The sequence below is a fragment of the Cohnella sp. GbtcB17 genome, assembly GCF_019091135.1.
In the GTDB taxonomy this organism is placed as follows: domain Bacteria; phylum Bacillota; class Bacilli; order Paenibacillales; family Paenibacillaceae; genus Cohnella.
The window spans coordinates 64,438-83,409 of sequence record NZ_JAGXJW010000019.1 but is presented as its reverse complement, the minus strand read 5'-3'; the positions used below and the strand labels follow the sequence as shown (position 1 = coordinate 83,409).

General features: G+C 60.8%; 15 protein-coding genes. 4 read left to right on the top strand and 11 right to left on the bottom strand.

Going from position 1 to position 18,972, the window contains the following annotated elements; genetic code table 11:
- Window positions 1-758 precede the first annotated feature (758 nt).
- From sufB to KVT38_RS12580, 7 genes are all read right to left on the bottom strand, one after another.
- Window positions 759-2,156, bottom strand: a complete 1,398-nt coding sequence (gene sufB, locus KVT38_RS12610; RefSeq protein ID WP_217594077.1) for a Fe-S cluster assembly protein SufB — start codon at window positions 2,154-2,156, stop codon at window positions 759-761.
- Window positions 2,157-2,210: 54 nt separating this feature from the next.
- A complete protein-coding gene (sufU, locus tag KVT38_RS12605) occupies window positions 2,211-2,666 on the bottom strand; it encodes a Fe-S cluster assembly sulfur transfer protein SufU (RefSeq protein ID WP_217594076.1) in 456 nt (151 codons plus the stop codon).
- Window positions 2,663-3,880 carry a cysteine desulfurase gene (locus KVT38_RS12600; RefSeq protein ID WP_217594075.1) on the bottom strand — a complete coding sequence of 406 codons (1,218 nt, stop codon included), beginning with the start codon at window positions 3,878-3,880 and terminating at the stop codon, window positions 2,663-2,665. Before KVT38_RS12600 ends, sufU begins: the two co-directional genes overlap by 4 nt.
- Window positions 3,881-5,179: a Fe-S cluster assembly protein SufD gene (gene sufD, locus KVT38_RS12595; protein WP_217594074.1), complete on the bottom strand. Its 1,299-nt coding sequence runs from the start codon at window positions 5,177-5,179 to the stop codon at window positions 3,881-3,883.
- Between the two features lie 24 nt (window positions 5,180-5,203).
- Entirely contained in the window at window positions 5,204-5,983 is a 780-nt protein-coding gene (sufC, locus tag KVT38_RS12590) for a Fe-S cluster assembly ATPase SufC (RefSeq protein ID WP_217594073.1), read from the bottom strand.
- A 192-nt stretch (window positions 5,984-6,175) separates the two neighbouring features.
- Window positions 6,176-6,751 (bottom strand): DUF1802 family protein, encoded by a 576-nt coding sequence (locus KVT38_RS12585; protein ID WP_217594072.1) that lies wholly within the window; start codon window positions 6,749-6,751, stop codon window positions 6,176-6,178.
- Window positions 6,752-6,902: 151 nt separating this feature from the next.
- Window positions 6,903-8,339 (bottom strand): NAD-dependent malic enzyme, encoded by a 1,437-nt coding sequence (locus KVT38_RS12580; protein ID WP_217594071.1) that lies wholly within the window; start codon window positions 8,337-8,339, stop codon window positions 6,903-6,905.
- Window positions 8,340-8,566: 227 nt separating this feature from the next.
- Between KVT38_RS12580 and mtnK the strand changes: the two genes are divergently transcribed.
- Window positions 8,567-9,781, top strand: a complete 1,215-nt coding sequence (mtnK, locus tag KVT38_RS12575) for an S-methyl-5-thioribose kinase (protein WP_217594070.1) — start codon at window positions 8,567-8,569, stop codon at window positions 9,779-9,781.
- Window positions 9,782-9,819: 38 nt separating this feature from the next.
- Window positions 9,820-10,899, top strand: a complete 1,080-nt coding sequence (mtnA, locus tag KVT38_RS12570; RefSeq protein ID WP_217594069.1) for an S-methyl-5-thioribose-1-phosphate isomerase — start codon at window positions 9,820-9,822, stop codon at window positions 10,897-10,899.
- Window positions 10,900-10,961: 62 nt separating this feature from the next.
- Here mtnA and KVT38_RS12565 read toward each other — a convergent pair whose 3' ends face one another.
- Complete coding sequence (locus tag KVT38_RS12565) at window positions 10,962-11,288, bottom strand: YunC family protein (protein ID WP_217594068.1); 327 nt, start codon at window positions 11,286-11,288, stop codon at window positions 10,962-10,964.
- 189 nt (window positions 11,289-11,477) lie between these two features.
- Between KVT38_RS12565 and KVT38_RS12560 the strand changes: the two genes are divergently transcribed.
- On the top strand, window positions 11,478-11,900 hold the full coding sequence (locus KVT38_RS12560; protein ID WP_217594067.1) for a hypothetical protein: 423 nt from the start codon (window positions 11,478-11,480) through the stop codon (window positions 11,898-11,900).
- Between the two features lie 33 nt (window positions 11,901-11,933).
- Here KVT38_RS12560 and KVT38_RS12555 read toward each other — a convergent pair whose 3' ends face one another.
- The 3 genes from KVT38_RS12555 to KVT38_RS12545 form a co-directional block, all read right to left on the bottom strand.
- The gene (locus tag KVT38_RS12555) at window positions 11,934-13,760 is read right to left on the bottom strand and encodes a putative bifunctional diguanylate cyclase/phosphodiesterase (protein WP_217594066.1); all 1,827 of its coding nucleotides are present in this window, start codon (window positions 13,758-13,760) and stop codon (window positions 11,934-11,936) included.
- A 143-nt stretch (window positions 13,761-13,903) separates the two neighbouring features.
- Window positions 13,904-14,296 (bottom strand): DUF423 domain-containing protein, encoded by a 393-nt coding sequence (locus tag KVT38_RS12550; protein WP_217594065.1) that lies wholly within the window; start codon window positions 14,294-14,296, stop codon window positions 13,904-13,906.
- 331 nt (window positions 14,297-14,627) lie between these two features.
- Window positions 14,628-17,084 carry a DNA topoisomerase 3 gene (locus tag KVT38_RS12545; RefSeq protein WP_217594064.1) on the bottom strand — a complete coding sequence of 819 codons (2,457 nt, stop codon included), beginning with the start codon at window positions 17,082-17,084 and terminating at the stop codon, window positions 14,628-14,630.
- A gap of 264 nt (window positions 17,085-17,348) precedes the next feature.
- Here KVT38_RS12545 and KVT38_RS12540 point away from each other — a divergent pair, with 264 nt between their 5' ends.
- Window positions 17,349-18,971, top strand: a complete 1,623-nt coding sequence (locus KVT38_RS12540) for a response regulator (RefSeq protein ID WP_217594063.1) — start codon at window positions 17,349-17,351, stop codon at window positions 18,969-18,971.
- Window position 18,972: the final 1 nt, after the last annotated feature.

Below are 18,972 nucleotides of genomic sequence, written 5' to 3'. Positions count from 1 at the left end.
CGATACTGGCTGCCGGCCCGCGATTCAGCTGCCGTCAGAAGAAAGACCGTCAGAGGATAGGTCGACGGCGCTTATCAAATAACGGTCGAAACGCAGTTATTTCCCTTGATGGCGACTTTCTTGGACAAATAAGTGTTGAAGCGCAACTAATTTCTCACATTTGAACGTTTCGACTCGGTTCTGAACAAAATAATTGCGTTTGAACACTTATTCACTCCGAGGCCAGGATCAGCGCGCCGATTAACTGCTTTTCAACCGTTATCTCCCCCATACGCACGGTCACATCCCGGACGCACCGGGGAGCCCTTAATCTTGTTCCCATGGCGATTCGCGACCCGCTTTCGGACACAGCGGCCGTTATTGCTGAATTGCCCGCCTTCTCAAGCCTTGATGCGGTTCAATAGCGTCCATCCAGTCCGATACTATCCATTTATGACCGGTTTTTAAGAAATAACGTCTCTTGGGTCCGGTCACCCGCTTAACCGTCATTTAACTGCTGCCCGCAGTTCTGTTCTCTGTTGCACCAACACGCTTACCCTCCTGCTACATTCCCGACTATTGTCCCGCTTACCTTCCACACGTCCTTCCTGCTTATCCTTCCTCCGAGCGTCGCCGTAAGGTTAGCAAATAAAGCCACAATTTCTCGATGATTTTAAACATTCTTTGGATGTAAAAAAGAATCCGTAGAGAACTCTACGGATTCTTCGATGAAACATTAAGGCTATGACTTCGGGCCGAGCCCGGAATGGAGCTATCGGTTAGCCGATGCTGCCTTCCATTTCGAACTTGATGAGTCGATTCATCTCGACCGCGTACTCCATCGGCAGCTCCTTGGTGAACGGCTCGATGAAGCCCATGACGATCATCTGGGTCGCTTCGGCTTCGGACAGGCCGCGGCTCATCAGGTAGAAGAGCTGGTCTTCGGACACCTTGGAGACGGTCGCCTCGTGCTCGAGCGTGACGTTGTCGTTGAAGATCTCATTGTACGGGATCGTATCGCTCGTCGACTGGTTGTCGAGAATGAGCGTATCGCACTTGATGTTCGCCTTGGCGCCTTCGGCGTTGCGGCCGAACGAGGCGAGTCCGCGGTACGTGACCTTGCCGCCGTGCTTGGAGATCGACTTGGAGACGATTGTGGACGTCGTGTCCGGCGCCAGGTGAATCATCTTCGCGCCTGCGTCCTGGTGCTGGCCCTTGCCGGCGACGGCGATCGAGAGCACCATGCCCTTCGCGCCGCGGCCCTTCAGGATGACAGCCGGGTACTTCATCGTCAGCTTGGAGCCGATGTTGCCGTCGACCCACTCCATCGTCGCGTTTTCTTCGGCGACGGCGCGTTTGGTGACGAGGTTGTAAATGTTAGGCGCCCAGTTCTGGATCGTCGTGTAGCGGACGCGCGCGTCCTTCTTGACGATGATCTCGACGACGGCGCTATGCAGCGAGTTCGTGCTGTACACGGGCGCCGTGCAGCCTTCGACATAGTGAACGAAGCTGCCTTCGTCCGCGATGATGAGCGTGCGCTCGAACTGGCCCATGTTTTCCGAGTTGATGCGGAAGTAGGCTTGCAGCGGGATCTCGCACTTGACGCCCTTCGGCACGTAGATGAAGCTGCCGCCGGACCATACGGCGCTGTTCAGCGCGGCGAACTTGTTGTCCGCTGCCGGAACGACGGTCGAGAAGTACTCCTTGAAAATCTCCGGATGCTCGCGCAGCGCCGTGTCGGTGTCGGTGAAAATGACGCCTTGGGCTTCAAGATCGGCCTGCATGGAGTGATATACGACCTCGGACTCGTACTGGGCCGAGACGCCGGCCAGGAACTTCTGCTCAGCTTCGGGAATGCCCAGCTTGTCGAACGTCGCCTTGATCTCTTCCGGCACTTCTTCCCATGTCTTGCCTTGCTTCTCCGACGGCTTGACGTAGTACTGGATGTCGTTGAAGTCCAGTTCGTCCATGTCGCCGCCCCAACGCGGAACCGCCATCTTGTTGAACTGCTCCAGCGATTTGAGACGGAAGTTCAGCATCCATTCCGGCTCGCCTTTCATCTCCGAGATCGTGCGGACGATCTCCGGGGTCAGGCCTTTGCCGGATTGGAATACGGCCTTGTGCTCATCGCGGAAACCGTACTGGTACTCTTCCATTTCGGGCATTTGCTTCGCCATGACGATTGTCCCTCCTTCATAGTGTTCGTGCTGTATAGTAGGCGCAATGCAAGCTCACTGCTCGACGTTTTCTTCGACCTTGCCGTGCCCCTCGTGCTCGACGCCCTTGCGCAGCGCGTTCCAGGCAAGCGTCGCGCACTTGATGCGCGCCGGGAACTTGCCGACGCCCGACAGCGCGTCGATGTCCTCGTACTCGTCAAACTCCACCTGCTCTCCCTTCATCAGGGAAGAGAACTTGCCGGCGAGCGCGAGCGCTTCTTCGGTCGACTTGCCCTTGACCGCGTCCGTCATCATCGACGCCGACGACATGCTGATCGAGCAGCCTTCGCCGGTAAAGCGCGCGTTCTTGACGACGCCGTCTTCGATCTGCAGCTGCAGCGAGATGCGGTCGCCGCAGGTCGGGTTGTTCAGGTTGACGGTGACGGATTCGTCGTCCATCGTTCCGCGGTTGCGCGGGTTTTTGTAGTGATCCATAATGACACGGCGGTATAAATCGTCCAACTGGCTCATAACTGGAAAAACTCCTTTGTCTTGACCAGCGCGTCCACCAGCCGGTCGACGTCTTCTTCGGTATTGTAAAGATAAAAGCTCGCTCGCGCCGTCGCGCTCACCTTCAGCCAGCGCATGAGCGGCTGGCAGCAGTGGTGGCCGGCGCGGATGGCGATGCCCTCGGTGTCGAGCACGGTGGCGACATCGTGCGGGTGCACATCGCCGAGGTTAAACGTGACGAGTCCCGAGCGATTGCCCTTCGGACCGTAGATCGAGATGTCCTCGATCTCCGACAGACGGCCGTACGCGTACCGGGACAGCTCACGGCCATGACGATCGATCTCGTCCAGCCCGACGGACTCGAGGAAGTCGATTGCGGCGCCAAGGCCGACGGCTCCGGCGATGATCGGCGTGCCGCCCTCGAACTTCCACGGGATCTCTTTCCAGCTCGAATCGTACAGCTCGACGAAGTCGATCATCTCGCCGCCGAATTCGATCGGCTCCATCTTCTCTAGCAGCGCCGTCTTGCCGTACAAGGCGCCGATGCCGGTCGGGCCGCACATTTTGTGTCCGGAAAATGCATAGAAATCTAAGTCGAGGTCGCGTACGTCGACCTTCATATGCGGCGAGCTCTGCGCGCCGTCCACGACCATGATCGCGCCGTGCTTGTGGGCGATGGCGGCGATCTCCTTGACCGGGTGGACGGTGCCCATAACGTTGGAGACGTAGGCGATCGACACGATCCTGGTGCGCTCGGTGACCGTCGCCTCGACGTCCGACAGCTTCAGGCTGCCGTCCTCCTGGAGCGGGATGAACTTCAGCGTCGCGCCCGTCGCCTTGGCGGCTTGCTGCCAGGGAATCAGGTTGCTGTGGTGCTCGGACTGCGTGATGACGATCTCGTCGCCTTCGCGCAGCTGCTGGCGGGCGTACCCGCCGGCCACCATATTGAGGCCGGTCGTCGTGCCGCGGTTGAATATGATCTCGCGCGCTGAAGCGGCGTTCAGGAAGCGGGCCACCTTCTCGCGGGCGCCTTCGTAGGCGTCCGTCGCACGCGAGCCGAGCGTATGCACGCCGCGGTGGACGTTGGCATTGTCGAACTCGTAGTAACGCTTCACGGCGTCGATGACGCTGCGCGGCTTCTGCGAGGTCGCGGCGTTGTCCAGATAGACGAGCGGATGACCGTTAATCTCCTGATCCAGTATCGGGAATTCGCTTCTTAGTGCGCGAGCGTCCATTTAACCCAACTTCCTCTCTAAAATGCGTTGCAGCTGCTCGCGGACGCTCTCGAGCGGAATCTCGGATACGACCGGATCAAGGAAACCGTAAATGATCAGGCGCTCCGCTTCCGTCTTCGAGATGCCCCGCGACATCAGATAGTGCACCTGTTCCGCATTGACCTGGCCAACGCTGGCGGCGTGGCCGGCTTTGACGTCGTCCTCGTCAATGAGCAGGATCGGGTTCGCGTCGCCGCGCGCCTTCGGGCTCAGCATGAGCACCTTCTCGGTCTGCTGGCCGTTGGCGCGGGTCGCGCCCTTCTCGATCTTGGTCACGCCGTTGATGACGGCGGTGCCTTCTTCCTTCATCACGGCGCGCGTGATCATGTCGCTCTCCGTGGAGAGGCCGAAGTGCACGGCGCCCGTCGTCAGGCTCATGCGCTGCTTGCCCGAACCCACCGTGATGATCTTGGCGTCGGACACGGAGCCGTTGCCCTTCAGGATCGACTTGGTGTCGGACAGGATGTGGCCGTCCTGCAGCTCGCCGACGATCCATTCGATACGCGCGTCCTGCTCGAGGACGGCGCGGCGGTACGAGACGTCGACTGCGCCCTTCTCAAGGCTGTGCACGGCCGCGTAGCGGACGTGGCTGCCGGCCTTGGCGAACACTTCGACGGCGCCATTCAGCACGATCGCGGCTTCCCCGACCGCCGTAGCGGCATTCTCGACGACCGTCACGCGGCTGTTCGCCTCGGCGACGATCAGCACGTGCGGCACGAACGTCGCTTCGGCATCGTCCGCGAACAGCAGCGCCTGTACGGGCTCTTCGAGCTCGACGCCGCGCGGCACGTACAGGAAGACGCCGCCGTTCCACAGCGCCGCGTGCAGCGCGGCGAGCTTGTGCTCATCCGGCGTATAGGCGGTCATCAGGTGCTTGCGGACGAGGTCCTCGTGGCTGCGCGCGGCCTCCTCGAGGCTCGCCAGCACGACGCCCTTCGCCTTCAGCTCGTCGGACAGATGCGTATAGACGACGGAAGAATTGTGCTGCACGATCAGCGCGCCGCCGGCTTCGGCGGGCAGCAACTTCGTGAGCGCTTCGGGAAGCTGCGAGGCGGATTCGACCTTGGCGCCCGGACGATCGGTGCCGTACAGGTCAAGCGGCCAGCGCTGGATCGGGGTCTTCTCCGGCTTGGGCAGCTCAAGCTTGGCTGCCAGTTCGCCGGCGTTTTCGCGCCAGGCGACGAGCCAGGCGGGTTCGTTTTTGCTGCGGGCGATGCTCGATGCTGCATCGCGGCCAAAAGAGGCGGTAGGCGTACTCATGGTTGTATGACCTCCCTTATCCTCTTAGGCTTGGCCGACCGTCTCGTCGACGATGCCCAGTTCTTCTTTGACCCATTCGTAGCCTTCGGCTTCGAGACGCTCGGCCAGCTCCGGACCGCCGGACTTGACGATACGGCCCTGCATCATGACGTGAACATGATCAGGCGTAATATAATTCAGCAGGCGCTGATAGTGCGTGATGATCAGGAAGCTGCGCTCTTCGGAACGCATCGCGTTGACGCCCGCGGCCACGATCTTCAGCGCGTCGATGTCAAGACCGGAGTCGATCTCGTCAAGAATGACGAGCTTCGGCTCGAGCAGCATCATCTGCAAAATCTCGTTGCGCTTCTTCTCGCCGCCGGAGAAGCCTTCGTTCAGGTAACGGTGCATGAACTCGGGATTCATCTCGAGCTCCTTCATCTTCGCTTCCATTTGGCGGACGAACTTGATCAGGGAGATCTCGTTGCCCTCGCCGCGGCGCGCGTTGATCGCGCTGCGCAGGAAGTCGGCGTTGGTCACGCCAGTAATCTCGCTCGGATACTGCATTGCCAGGAACAGACCGGCAAGCGCGCGCTCGTCGACGCCCATCTCCAGCACGTCTTCGCCGTTCAGCAGCACTTGTCCGTCGGTTACTTCATATTTAGGATGGCCCATGATCGAGGAGGCGAGGGTGCTCTTGCCGGTGCCGTTCGGGCCCATGATCGCGTGCACTTCGCCGGCCTTGATCGTCAGATCGAAGCCCTTTAGAATTTCTTTGCCTTCGATTTCCGACTTCAAGCCCTTGATTTCGAACAGATTGGACATTGTTTTCCCTCCAGGTTTTACGGACGCCAAGTGGGGTTGACCCCTTTTTAAGCAACCTGCGGTCGCCACTTAAGATCCATTTCTTATTTATAACTATTCTAAAGTGATTCTCAGTGATTCTCAACCACCATTTTATGAAAATGTCATGAAAATTGCAAACCGGCCACCCCAGCCGCGACGCCGATCGGCCGTCTAGCGGCCCCCAGCAAGCGCCTCGCGAATTGCCTGGACCTCTTGGGCGAACGCTTCGTCCTCAAGTGCGGGACGCGCATCAAGGGCGGACATGGGCTCCGCCAAGTTAATCCAGGACTTGCAGCCGCCGTAGCGCTCGTCGTTCGGTATCGCGACCGGCCGATCCAGCACATAAACGCGGAGCAGCAGCACATGCAGCGGCTTCGTTCTTTTCCACTTGAGCCGTTCCTCCGCGTAGTTCTCCGTCCATAAATGGAAAGGCTCCAGCTTGCGCAGCGTCTCGCCGTCCGTCACCTCGATGTCGTCGACGACCTCCGCGTAGGAAGAAACGACGACCGTATTCGGATCCGCCTCGAACGCCGCTACCGTGTCCGCCACGCTCGGGCTCGTCCCCGGCTTGACCAGGTGCCCGCGCTGATGCTCGTAAGAAGGGAATAAAAAAAACGAAGGACTTTCCAGCCGAAATTCCTTGGTCTCCTCCGCGATGCCGCCCTTGCGCAGCACGATGATCTGTCGGCCCGCCTCCAGCGCCTTGACCGCCACCGCCCATTCCCGAAGCGCTATCGGATTGTCCATCGGCGTCCATCCTCCTGTCGAATTCTGCTGTCCCTATTATAACATGGGGGGCGGGGAAGCCAAGCCGAGCAAGCAAAGGGATTGTCGCTCAGGAGCGATCCGGCGCCCGCGAATTCGCGGTCCGCAAATCGTGGAAGCGGGGTGAACGGCTTCAAGCTCCCGTTTCCGAGGCAGCGGCCTTATCGTCGTCGCCGTGGCTGCGCTTGTCCTGCCTGCGGGCGACTTTGTCCGCGTACGCGGCCTCGATGACGGCCTTTCTCACGTTCTCGACGACGGCGGCGTTGAACACGCTCGGCACGATATATTCGCTGCTGAGCTGCTCGTCCGTGACGACGGCGGCGATCGCCTTGGCAGCGGCCAGCTTCATGCCTTCGGTGATGCTCGACGCACGGCAGTCGAGCGCGCCGCGGAAGATGCCGGGGAAGCAGAGCACGACGGTGATCTGGATCGGGTAGACGCTGCGCCCGGTGCCGATGACGGCGGCGATGCCCTGAATCAGATCCGGACGAATCTCGGGCTCGGGATTGGCCATGGCGAACACAATCGGGTCGGGGGCCATCGACTTGACCTGCTCGACGCTGAGCACGCCGGGGCCGGAGACGCCGATAAAGACGTCCGCGCCAGCGATCGCTTCGGTCAAGCCGCCCGTGCGGCCTTCGGGATTCGTATGCTGCGCGCACCACTGCCAGGCCGGGTTGGCGTATTCCCGGTCGGCGGACAGGATGCCTTCGCGGTCGACGGCCACGACCGACGGTACGCCGGCCGAATGGAGCATGCGGACGATCGACATGCCCGCCGCCCCGATCCCGCAGACGACGACGCGGAGCGAATCCATCCGCTTGCCGACGCACTTCGCCGCGTTCATGAGGGAGGCGATCAGCACGACCGCGGTGCCGTGCTGGTCGTCGTGAAATACCGGGATATCGAGCAGCTCCTGGAGCCGGCGCTCGATCTCGCAGCAGCGGGGGGACGAGATGTCCTCGAGATTGATGCCCCCGAACCCCGGTGCGAGACTGCGCACGATCTCGACGATGGCGTCCGAATCCTGCGTGTCGAGGCAGATCGGGAAGGCGTCGACGCCGGCGAGCTCCTTGAACAGCATCGCCTTGCCCTCCATGACGGGCATCGCCGCGGCGGGCCCGATGTTGCCGAGGCCGAGCACGGCGCTGCCGTCGCTGACGACGGCGACCGTATTGCGCTTGATCGTAAGCGAGAAGGCGGACGATGGATCCTCGTGGATCGCCATGCATACCTTCGCCACGCCCGGCGTATAGACGCGGGAGAGATCGTCGCGTGTACGGATCTTAATGCGGGGCGACACCTCGAGCTTGCCGCCGAGATGGATCAGCAGCGTCTGGTCCGAGATGTTAACAATTCGGACGCCGTCCACGGCGCGGATCGCCGAAGCGATCGCCTCTTGTCCCGCATCGCTGCGGATCGTCAGATCGCGAATGCTTTTCTGCCCCGGCCGAATGACGTCGATGGCGACGATATCGCCTCCGGCCGCGCCGATCGCGGTCGCGATGGCGCCGAAGACGGCCCTGTCCGTATCCATTTCGAGACGCACGATGAGATTTGAACCGTTCATCCATATCCCTCCCGGTATCTTCTTTCGGATTTACCTTAACATGCCAGGTCGGCGGACTTCAAACCGTTCTCCGATCCGCTATTCCGCCGACTCGTTTTTCCATTATAATAGTAACCGGATCGAGACCGTTCGCATTCGCCATGCAGAGCGAATTGTTCTATACTGTCTTGTAGATCGTCCGCGCCATGCCGGACAAGCCGCGTACATTATTCGGAGGTGCCCTGTTCATGAGCAAGTATCACCCGCTTAGCGAAGCGGAAGCCGTCGAGATCGCCCGTTCCTTCGCCGAAGTATTCCCGACGGGCGAGGAGCTCGTCTCCCGCGAAATCGGGGACGGCAATTTGAATCTCGTGTTCCATATTACGCAGCCGGCGACCGGCCGCAGCCTGATCGTCAAGCAGGCGCTCCCTTACGTTAAAATTATCGGCGACTCCTGGCCGCTCAGCCTCGACCGCGCGCGCATCGAAGGCGAAGCGCTCATCAAACAGGGCGAGCTCGCGCCGGGTCTCGTACCGGTCGTATATCGTTCCGACGCCGACATGGCCCTCACGATCATGGAGGACCTGAGCGATCACGTTATTATGCGCAAAGGTCTGATCGAAGGCGGCGTTTATCCCGATTTTGCCGAGCATCTCGCGGAGTTCCTGTCGCGCACGCTGTTTTTCACCTCGGATCTGGGCATGAACCAGCAGGACAAGAAGGTGCAGCTCGGACGCTTCATTAATCCCGACCTGTGCAAAATTACGGAAGACTTCGTCCTTAATTTCCCTTATTTCGATGCGGAATCCAACAATATCGAGCCTCATCTGCGCGACGCGGCAGAGGCCGTGTGGCGCGACCAAGAGCTGCTGCTCGAAGCCGCCAAGCTGCGCGAGAAGTTTCTGACGCAAGCCCAGGCGCTGCTTCACGGGGATCTGCACACGGGCAGCATTTTTGTAACGCCGACTTCGACGAAGGTCATCGACCCCGAATTCGCCTACTACGGTCCGATGGGCTTCGATATCGGCGCGATCGTCGCCAACCTGCTGCTGAACTACGCGGGGCAGGAGCACTGGAGCCCGGACGAGGCTAGCCGCCGCGACCGCAGAGCTTATTTGCTCTCGACGGTGACGGAGCTGTGGACCCGGTTCGAGCGCAAATTCCGCGCGCTTTGGGACGCGCATGGCGTCGACAAGCGCTTTGGTGTCGCCGGCTATCAGGACGATTATATGAAGCGTCTGCTGCAGGACACGATCGGCTTCGCAGGCGCCAAGGCGCTGAGGCGAGTGTACGGCCTGGCGCAGGTCGCCGATATCGCGACCATCCCCGACCGCGAGGCGCGGGAACGGGCGCAGCGGCTGGCGCTTAACATTGCGCGGAACCTGATCGTGTCCAATCGCAGCACGTCCTCTATCGAGGACGTCGTCCGGATCGCGGAGACGGCTGCCGGAAGCCGAAGCTAGACAGACAAGACTAACCTAAAGCGTAAGGAGATCGATCGATGAGCGACAATCAGCATGGAGCTGCCCCGATTCAAGGCGTGCTGGAGCCGATCCGTTGGAAGGAAGGGACGCTGGAATTGCTCGATCAGCGGCTGCTGCCCGAGCAAACGGTCTATTTAAACCTGACGACCGTTCAGGAGGTTTGGGATGCCATTCGCAATCTGGCGGTGCGAGGCGCGCCGGCGATCGGCATCGCCGCGGCATTCGGCGTCGTGCTTGGCGTGCAGCGCTTCCCGGGACCTCCGGTGGCGCTGGCCGACGAGGCACTCCGCCACGCGGCGCATCTCGCGACGTCCAGGCCGACGGCCGTCAACCTGTTCTGGGCGCTTGACCGCATGAAGGAGCGCGCGAAGGCGCTCGCTTCGTCCGTCGGTTCGACACGCGAAGCGGTAGAGGCGCTGCTCGCCGAGGCGAAGCAGATTCAAGCGGAGGACATCGAGACGAACCGTCAGATCGGCGAGCATGCGCTTACGTTGTTCAAGGACGGCATGGGCGTGCTCACGCACTGTAACGCGGGCGGGCTGGCGACGTCCAAGTACGGAACGGCGCTGGCTCCCTTCTATCTGGCGCTGGAGCAGGGCATCGCACTTAAGGTATACGCGGACGAAACGCGTCCGGTATTGCAAGGCGCCCGCCTCACGGCGTTCGAGCTGCAGCAGGCTGGCGTGGACGTTACCTTGATCACCGACAACATGGCTGCGCACGTCATGTCCAAAGGCTGGGTGCAGGCGGTCATCGTCGGCACCGACCGGGTGGCGGCGAACGGCGACGTCGCCAACAAGATCGGCACGTACGGCGTAGCTGTGCTCGCCAAGGCGCACAACATTCCGTTCTACGTCGCATGTCCGATGTCCACGATCGACCTGTCGACGCCGACAGGCGAGAGCATCCCGATCGAGGAGCGGCACGCGGACGAAGTGACGGTCGGCTTCGGCAAGCGGACGGCGCCCGAAGGCGTCAAGGTGTATAATCCCGCCTTCGACATTACGCCGAGCGAGCTCGTGACGGCGATTATCACCGAAAAGGGCATCGTCACCGCGCCTTACGACGTCGGCCTTCGCAAGCTTTTCGAACAATAAAAGCAATGACGGACGGCCAAATGCGGTTACTCCCCGAGTAACCGCATTTGCCTTCGATCCTTCTAGCCGTTCGATCCGGCGGACAACGAAGCCATGCGGGCGATCGCCGCCCGGCCCTGCATGCCGGGCACGATGCCGGCACGCTCCGCTTCATGGGTGACGGATTCCAGCGGTGCGTCCAGCAATTCTTCGAGCGTCTTCACGCCGACGGCGCGGCCGGCGAGGATGCCTCTATCCTTCAGCTTGTCGTTCAGCAGGGCCACGTCAAGCGCGCCGCACATAATGTAACCGTTTCCGGCGGTTACGGCGAGCAGCGTCGTTTTTGGAAGCAGCACCTCGACGCCGAGGGCGGTATAGCCGTCGATGACGATCGGAACGAGTTTGATCAAGTTCGTTCACCTCCAACGGATACGATGCAGTACGCGGCTTTTCTGATTTCAGCATATGCTCCCGAAGACCTATCGAACTATAGGCCGGTACCCAAAATAATACTATGTCGAGCCAGGCATTTATGATATATTATTCCTGGCAAACCTGATCCTTACGATATAAACCGCCAGATAGATAGGAGGAAAATCATGACTAAAGTTTCAGACGACAACTCAGAACGTTCCTATCTGTTTTCGGTAGATATCCTGGTGAAGGCGGGAACGAACGGCGAAGCATTGGAGACGCTGCTGAGATCTTTGAACGTGGGCGGCTTCGCCGACTTTCGCATTCAGTCCGGCATCGTGCTCGGCGAGACGATTCAACGAGAATTAAAGACGGCGAAGTCCAAGCATCAGGTGCTCACCGATTCGCTCGATTCGCGGATTCGAGACTATATTAAGACCTCCCGCTTGATACGCATTACGGTAAACCGGGCCAAGGGCGCCAAGCTGAGCGTCCCCTGCCGGGTCGTGAACTTCGATCCCGACAACGAGCTGTTGACGGTCTACCATGTCGATGAGAAAAGCGTCTACTCGTTTCGTTTGAACGAGATCGACGATTTTGCCGAATAAATGTTTTTGGCGCAATGAACAACGCCGCGACCCTTAATGGGCCGCGGCGTTGTTGTTTTCCGGATCGGATATCGATAAGCCGTGATCGCGATTGAGCATGGCGCCGGCTTCCTCTGCGGGAAGCGGAGGACTTCCATAGTACCCTTGCATCTCGTCGCAGGCATGCTGCTGCAGGAACAACACCTGCTCCTCGGTCACCACGCCTTCGGCGATGACGCCGATCTGCAGATTATGCGCCATCGCGATGATCGCCGCGACGATCGCTCGGTCATTCGGGTCCTGGTGGATGTCGCGCACGAACGTGCGGACGATCTTGAGGCAGTCGATCGGCAGCCTTTTGAGATAGCTGAACGAGTTGTAGCCCGTGCCGAAGTCGTCCACGCTGATGCCGACGCCGAGGTCGCTGAGCGACTCGAGAATCGCGGTCGCCCGCTCGACGTCCATGGCGATGCTCTCGGTAATCTCGAGCTTCAGATAGGGAGCCGCCAGCCCGGTCTCTTCCAAAATCTCGGCGATTCGTTCGACCAGATTCGGCTGCGCGAACTGCCGGATCGACAGATTGACGGATATCGGATACGAAGGAAGGCCCGCGCGTTGCCAAATGCGGTTCTGTCTGCATGCCTCCTGGAGCACCCAGTCTCCAAGCGCCATGATGATCCCGCTCTCCTCGGCCGCCGGTATGAAGTGAGACGGCGCAATCATCCCACGTTCGGGATGCCGCCAGCGAATCAACGCTTCGAAGCCGACGAGGCGCCCGCTTCGCAGATCGTATTGCGGCTGATAATACAGCAGGAATTGACGGCGGCTCATCGCCTCCATCAGCTCGTGCTGGAGCGTCAGCTTGTTAATGGCCGTATGCTCGAAAGCCGGCTCGTAGAGCAGGCATCCGTTGCGGCCGTTTTCCTTCAATCGATGCAGAGCCGTGTCGGCTCGCTTGAGAAGCCCGTTCGCGTCGGGACAATCGCCGCTGCAGGTTGCCAACCCCACGCTCACAGTCACATGTATCATGACGCCGCCGAGCTCGAACGGCGCTTCGAATTGCTTCATCAGCCCTTCGATCTGACGGATCGCCTGGTCGTCCTGCTCGAAGTCCGCGAACATGCCGACGAACTCGTCTCCCTCGACCCGGGCGATATTGGACGAATCGGGGAACCAGCGCGTCAGTCTCTCCGCGACCTGAAGCAGCAGCATATCGCCGTAATCCCGTCCGTAGGAGGCATTGACCAGCTTGAACCGGTCGATGTCCATATACCAGACAGCGACGCTGTTGCCCGACTGGGCGGCCGCGTGCATCCGCTCGGTCAATCTGTTCATGAAGAAACGGCGATTCGGCAATCCGGTCATGTCGTCGTAATAGGCCATGTAGCGGATTCGTTCCATCGAACGCTTTTGATCGCTTTGGTCCTGGGTGAACACGACGATGCCCGCGATCTCGCCTTCGCGCATGTACGGACTCGTCTCGACATGCGCCTCGATCGCCACTCCGTCCGCACGAAGCAGCTTGATGTCTTCGACGCATTTCTCCCCGCGCAGCGTGCGGGCGAAGATGGAGGCAGCTTGACCGGCCGAATCGGCATGGATGATATCTCGAAAATGGAGACCGAATACGCGGTCGGAGGAGGTGCCCAGCATAGGAAGGAGCTGTCTGCTGATATTTTCGACGACGCCCTTGCTGTTAATGATCGTGAGCGAGATCGGACTGTCCTTCAACAGGTTGATCCACTCGGAATCGACGACGCTTGCGATCGCTCGCGAGCGCTGTCGTTCGCGACGAAGGAGCCCAAGCAAGACGGCGGCGGTACCGAGCAGCACTGCCCCAATGACGGCCGCCGCGAGCGCGGCTGCCCTCCAATGATCCATGATGCGCCCCCTCTTTCCCTATGGAAGATCGTCCGCTTGCAGCTAGCTCTAGCTATCATTATAGTGCAAACTTACCAATCGTACAGCATTATTCCATAGAAGAAAGTTGCGCTTCGTCAGAAAAGAGGCGAATTCGCGGCGATTCAGGCCGCGCTTCGTCCGCCTCTGAGAGCCGCGATCGCAAGACAAGCCCAGCCGGCCAGAAAACCGACCCCGCCGAGCGGCGTAATCGCGCCAAGCCAGTCGATGCCGCTGAGCGACAAAATGTACAGGCTGCCGGAAAACAGTACGGTACCGATGAGCAGCAGCCGCGCGGACCACTGCATCAGCTTCGTCGCCGACGGAAATCGCTCGGCCAGCAGCGCCACAAGCAAAATGCCGAGCCCGTGATACATCTGATAGCGCACGCCGGTCTCGAACACTTCTAAATAATGCTCCGATAACGTCTCTTTGAGCGCATGGGCGCCGAACGCGCCGAAGGCTACGGCCAGACCGGCGACGATGGCGCCGATGCCGACATATTTTTTGAGTAACATGCTCTTACCTCCATTGAATAGCTGGCAAAGCGGTTGCAGACCGGGCCGTTTTTTGGGGCAGCTTGGGCAAATAACATCGCAACCGGTTAGCGAGGCTGTAAAGTAACTTTTTGCCCTTGCAGCACCATTTAGACCATTCCGCTAGACTGTAGAGTAACTTTTTGCCTTTACAGCAACGTTTTGACCAGTTCGCAAGACTTTAGAGTAACTTTTTACCTTTACAACACCCTTTAGATCATAATGCGAGACTGTAGAGTAACTTTTTGCCTTACAGCACCCGTATTACAAGCAGGCAAATATCTTTTGGCCGGCTGCACTGTGCACATTCGCCTCAATCTTCGAGCGCAAGCCTGCCGGTGGCGGGATCGGCCAGCACGATTCGCGCTTCGCGTGTCGCTCCGGATTCGTCCCGAACGTGCAGCGTGGACGACGTGCGGCCGGTACGGATCAGCTCGGCGGCGAGCCGGTCGTCCAGCGTCAGGCCGAAGCTGTCCCGCCAGATGACGAAGCCGCAGCCGGACTTGTAGGCGCTGCAGCCATAGCCTTTGCGGCCCATGAAGATGGAGCCGTCGCAGCCCGGACTAGGGCATTTGGCGATGACGGCGGGCCGCGGAGATGCCGCAGCGGACGGCTCGGGAGTCCGCTGCGGCGTCGCCAAAGCGGTCGATGCCGGGCCGGAAGCGGCTGCGCGCGATTTGGCGCTCGCCGCGGTCGTTCCCGCGCCGCTTTTCGCCCGCGGCGAACGGCCGGCCGCCGCCCCGCTAGCGCCGCCGTCCGCGCGCTTGCTCCCCGCGCCGCTGGCCCGGCCGCGCGATGCGCTGCCGCCCGCGCTCTCGCCGCCTTCTGCAGCGCCGCTCCTGCCTCGCCCGCGTCCGCGGCCTCCGGCCGGCTCCGGCTTCGCGAACGCTTCCTTCGTCGCCGGCGGCTGAACCCGCACCTTGTCGACGATGAGCCGCGTGAACTTCTGCACGTTGGCCATGAATACGTCGGCCGAGGCTTGTCCGCGCGAGATCTCGGCGAGCCGCCGCTCCCACTGCCCCGTCATCTCCGGCGAGGCGAGCAGCTCGACGCCCGCTCCCCGGATCAACTGGATCGCCGCTCGCCCCTTCGGCGTGATGACGATGCGCTTGCCCTGCATGTCGACGTAGCCGACCTGCTTCAGCCGCTCGATCGTCGCCGCGCGCGTAGCAGGCGTGCCGAGCCCCGAATCCTTCATCGCGTCGCGCAGCTCCTCGTCCTCGATCTGCTTGCCCGCGCTCTCCATCGCCTTGAGCAGCGTCCCCTCGGTGTACGGCTTCGGCGGCTGCGTTTCCTTCTCCTTGGCCTCGGATTCGACGCATCGCACCGGCGATTCGGCCTGGAGCGAGAAGTCCCCGCTCGTCTCCACCTCTTCGCCGCGCTCGGATTCCGCGTCGTCGTCCTTGCCGGAAGAAGACGAATCCGATTTCCCCTTCTTCGCGCCCCCGCCGGAAGCAGCCCCGCCGCCGGCGTCCTCATAGACGACCTTCCAGCCTTTGGCGATCATCTGCTTGACCGTCGTCTTAAACGTCTCGCCGGACACCTCGGTCAGCACCGTGTGCACCTTGAACTCCGCCGGCGGATAAAAGTGCGAGACGAACCGCCGCACGATCATATCGTACAGCTTGCGCTCGTCCGGCGACAGCGCGCCCGCCTTCTTCGCCGTCGGCATGATCGCATGGTGGTCCTCGACCTTGGACGGATTGCAGACGCCCCGGTTGCCCGTGTGAACGAGCCGCTTGTTGCCGCCGGCCGCGATCGCCTCGAACTCGGTACCTCGCAGCGCGTCCAGCGCCTTGTGCATCTCCGGAATATTCTCGTTGTTCACGTAGTTGGAGTTGGTTCGCGGATACGTGATCACCTTGTGCTTCTCGTACAAAGACTGCGCGACGTCCAGCGTCTTCTTGGCGGAAAAGCCAAGCTTGCCGTTCGCCTCGCGCTGCAGCAGGGTCAGATCGTAAAGCCGCCAGGGATACTCCTTCGTATCCTTTACTTCGTAGCTCGCGATTCGCCCCTCCTTGCCCCGCACCTTGTCCGCGATCGCCTTCGCCTTGTCGCCGTCCGAGATCCGCTCCCCCTGCCACAATCCGCGATATTCGGTCTCTCCCTGCGCGAACTGCGCAGATACCTCGAAAAATTTGAGCGAATCGAACGATTCGATCTGGATCTGACGATCGTAAATAAGCGCCAGCACCGGCGTCTGTACCCGACCGACGGACAGCAGCTCGTTGTGCCGCGTCGTGAACGCGCGCGAGCCGTTCATGCCGATGAGCCAGTCCGCTTCGCTGCGAGCCCTGGCGGCGCGCGTGAGATTCTCGTATTCGGCCCCGTCCTTGAGTTCGGCGAAGCCCTTGCGGATCGTCTCGGCCGTCAGGTCCGAGATCCACAGCCGCTTGACCGGTTGCGTCAGCCCGAGATGCCGCTGGATCAGCGAAAAGATATGCTGGCCCTCGCGTCCGGCGTCGCACGCGTTGACCAGCCGGTCGCAACGCTTCGCCACTTCGCGGATCGTCTCGAGCTGGTCCTTGGTCCGCGGGTTGGGCAGCAGCTTGAACCGCTCGGGGATGATCGGCAGATCGCCGAGCCGCCACTTCTTGTACTTTTCGTCGTACAGATCCGGCTCCGCAAGTCCGATCAAATGCCCGATCGCCCAGGTGATGATATATTGCTCTCCCTCCAGGTAGGAGCGTCTGTTCTGGGCCTTCGGCTCGATGACGGCGGCGATATTGCGGCCCATGTCCGGCTTCTCGGCGATGACCAGTGTCTTCAACGGCGCTCTCCCTCCTGCCTGACGATTGTCGATGCGCAAAGCGAACCCCCGGCTGACAGAGGACCGTCGTCCGGGGGCGTGCTTCGCCGCGCTCGCGCTACTATCCAAATGATAACACGCCGGCGGCATTTTGCGCCACAGCGCGGCGGTCGCAGCCAAAAAGTCGATTTTTTACCCTTGATTGTATATTTTTACCCCTTCGCCCGACGACGCTTCGATTTATGATGAGAGCGAGGATTCGAAGAGAGAGGGGGCCAGCACGCCATGTACAAAGTCATTCTGGTCGACGACGAGTCCGTCGTCCGCGACGGGTTAAAAAATACGATCGACTGGCAGAAGCACGGCTTCGCGCTCGTCGGAGACTACGCCAACGGCCGGGAAGCATGGGACGCGATCGAAGACGCGAAGCCGGACCTCGTCATCTCCGATATCAGCATGCCCTTCATGGACGGACTCGAGCTGACCGGCCTGATCGCCGCCAACTATCCTTATATTAAGGTGATAATCCTGACCGGCTACGACGAGTTCGAATACGCGCAGCAGGCGATCCGGCTGAAGGTGTCCGATTTCCTCCTGAAGCCCATCACGGCGGCGGAAATCCGGGAGCTGCTGGACAAGGTTCGTGCGGAAATGGACCAGGAGAAGCAGCGCCGCGAGGACCTCACCCGCCTGCACAGCCAGCTGCATCAGAGCCTTCCGCTGCTCAAGGAGCGTTTTTTGGAGCGCCTCGTCGCGATCGGCCTCTCCCGGCCGGAGATCGAGGAGCGCTTCGCCTACTTCGGCATTCCCGCCGTTTCTCCGCCGTATCTCGCCATGGCTGCGGACATCGACGACTTCGGCGACCGGGAGACCCACTTCAGCGACGCGCACGACGCAGAGTTTCTCCGCTTCGCCGCTTTTAATATTTTCGAAGAAACGGTACAGCACCGCGAAGACGTCCTGCTGTTCCGCACGCGAGAGGAACGCATGGTCGCCATCCTGTTCGGCCACGAGGACGAGAGCGCGCTCAGCGAGCAGGCCTTCGGGATCGCCGAGGAGGTGAGGCATCTGGTGAACCGCTTCCTCGGCTTCACGCTTACGATCGGCATCGGCAGGCCGTGCGCTTCGGCGGAGCAGCTGCCGCAATCGTACCGAGGGGCGCTGTCTGCGCTGGACTACCGTTTCCTAATGGGCAAAAACCGCGTGCTGGGCATCGCCGACCTGGAGGGCGAGCCGGCCGCGGCGCGCTCCCCGGACGAAGGAAGCCGCCGTCTCGCCGCTGCCGTGCGGACGGGTTCCGCCGCCGAAGCTTGCGCGCATATCGAAGACAGCGTACGCGAGCTTAAAAGATCGCGGCTGCCGATCGAGGCCTGCTTTCTTCATATGCAGAAGCTTGTCCTGACGCTGATGGACGTCATGCAGGAGCTGGGAATCCGAAGCGACTCTGAAGCGCTCCCGCTCTGGCTGACCGACGTCTACAAGTTCAAGACGCTCGACGAGATCGAGCGCTGGCTCAAGGAAATCGTGACGGCGCTCACGGACGCCGCGGCGAGCAGCCGCAGCCGGTTCATTCGAGAGCAGATCGGCAAGGCAACGGCTTATATCGAGGCCAACTATGCGAGCGACAGGCTGACCTTGCAGGAAATATGCAGGCATGTGCTGATGAGCACGAGCCACTTCAGCCAAATGTTCAAGCAGCATACCGGAGAGACGTTCGTCGAATATTTGACCCGGGTACGGATGGACAAGGCCAAGACGCTGCTCCGCACGACGCCGCTCAAGTTCTACGAGATCGCCGGCCAGGTCGGGTACGCCGATCCGAACTATTTCAGCCTGCTGTTCAAAAAGCACGCCGGCCTGTCTCCCCGGGACTTCCGCGACCTTCCGGCCGGGGAGGCGTCTCGCTGAC

What these genes read in the sequence shown, in the direction of transcription:
- sufB (WP_217594077.1), bottom strand. Translation starts at nt 2,156, where the DNA reads ATGGCGAAGCAAATGCCCGAAATGGAAGAGTACCAGTACGGTTTCCGC.
- sufU (WP_217594076.1), bottom strand. Translation starts at nt 2,666, where the DNA reads ATGAGCCAGTTGGACGATTTATACCGCCGTGTCATTATGGATCACTAC.
- KVT38_RS12600 (WP_217594075.1), bottom strand. Translation starts at nt 3,880, where the DNA reads ATGGACGCTCGCGCACTAAGAAGCGAATTCCCGATACTGGATCAGGAG.
- sufD (WP_217594074.1), bottom strand. Translation starts at nt 5,179, where the DNA reads ATGAGTACGCCTACCGCCTCTTTTGGCCGCGATGCAGCATCGAGCATC.
- sufC (WP_217594073.1), bottom strand. Translation starts at nt 5,983, where the DNA reads ATGTCCAATCTGTTCGAAATCAAGGGCTTGAAGTCGGAAATCGAAGGC.
- KVT38_RS12585 (WP_217594072.1), bottom strand. Translation starts at nt 6,751, where the DNA reads ATGGACAATCCGATAGCGCTTCGGGAATGGGCGGTGGCGGTCAAGGCG.
- KVT38_RS12580 (WP_217594071.1), bottom strand. Translation starts at nt 8,339, where the DNA reads ATGAACGGTTCAAATCTCATCGTGCGTCTCGAAATGGATACGGACAGG.
- mtnK (WP_217594070.1), top strand. Translation starts at nt 8,567, where the DNA reads ATGAGCAAGTATCACCCGCTTAGCGAAGCGGAAGCCGTCGAGATCGCC.
- mtnA (WP_217594069.1), top strand. Translation starts at nt 9,820, where the DNA reads ATGAGCGACAATCAGCATGGAGCTGCCCCGATTCAAGGCGTGCTGGAG.
- KVT38_RS12560 (WP_217594067.1), top strand. Translation starts at nt 11,478, where the DNA reads ATGACTAAAGTTTCAGACGACAACTCAGAACGTTCCTATCTGTTTTCG.
- KVT38_RS12555 (WP_217594066.1), bottom strand. Translation starts at nt 13,760, where the DNA reads ATGGATCATTGGAGGGCAGCCGCGCTCGCGGCGGCCGTCATTGGGGCA.
- KVT38_RS12550 (WP_217594065.1), bottom strand. Translation starts at nt 14,296, where the DNA reads ATGTTACTCAAAAAATATGTCGGCATCGGCGCCATCGTCGCCGGTCTG.
- KVT38_RS12540 (WP_217594063.1), top strand. Translation starts at nt 17,349, where the DNA reads ATGTACAAAGTCATTCTGGTCGACGACGAGTCCGTCGTCCGCGACGGG.